Origin of the sequence: Enterobacter mori LMG 25706, from assembly GCF_000211415.1 — a bacterium.
Taxonomy (GTDB): Bacteria; Pseudomonadota; Gammaproteobacteria; order Enterobacterales; family Enterobacteriaceae; genus Enterobacter; species Enterobacter mori.
The window spans coordinates 1-859 of record NZ_AEXB01000136.1 but is presented as its reverse complement, the minus strand read 5'-3'; the positions used below and the strand labels follow the sequence as shown (position 1 = coordinate 859).

1 protein-coding gene is annotated in these 859 nt (G+C 59.0%); it reads right to left on the bottom strand.

Annotated features, from left to right (window positions below):
• Positions 1-859 (bottom strand): Ig-like domain-containing protein (locus tag ENTMO_RS23595; RefSeq protein ID WP_010426193.1); only part of this gene is annotated, 859 nt, incomplete at both ends.

Genomic DNA, 859 nt, shown 5'->3' with positions numbered 1-859 from the left:
TGAGTTGTCCACCACGCTGTTGATGGACGGCTCGGTGCTGACCGGGATCAAAACGGTAATGTCGTAAGACGGTGCTTCACCCGCAACACGGTTGCCTACTGCGTCCTGAGTTTCGAGCGTCAGCTTATTCAGCCCTTCCACCAGCGGAGTATCCAGCGCCAGCGTCCAGTTGCCTTCGCTATCAACCACGGCTGAGCCCAGCAGGTGTTTGCCGTTTGCATCCGTGCTGTAGACGAATACGGTGCTGCCCGCTTCGCCGATACCGTTGATAACCGGCTTGCTGTCGTCGGTAACCTCGCCGCTGGCGATATTACCCTGACGGCCGCCGACGTCATCCATCACGGAGGTAATGTTCAGTACATCGCTGGTTGCCGCAGGTGGCGTATAGTCCGTCACCAGCACAAAATCATCAGACTCAGGGCTGGTGTTGCCCGCCTCATCCGTTGCGGTGGTGGTGATATGGTGCTCACCCTCTGGCAGCGGCGTGGTCGGCGTAAACTGCCATGCGCCTTTATCATCAGCAACCGTCGAACCGATATGCTCACCATTGTCGTAAATATCGACACGGCTGCCCGGCTCTGCGGAACCGTTGAAGGTTGGGTTCGCGTCGTCGGTGGTGCTGCCATTGCTCAGATCGCCGCGGATAGTGCCCACGTCATCCGTTGCAGATCCCAGCACTGGTTTTTCCGGCGCGGTCGCATCGACGGTGATATCGAAGGACGGTGAGGTCACCTCGTTACCCGCCGGATCTTTGGACACCACGGTCAGGCTGTGATCGCCGTCAGCCAGATCCTGATCTGGCGTGAACGTCCAGTTGCCATCCGGATCCACAACGGTGGAGCCCAGAACGTCGTCGCCA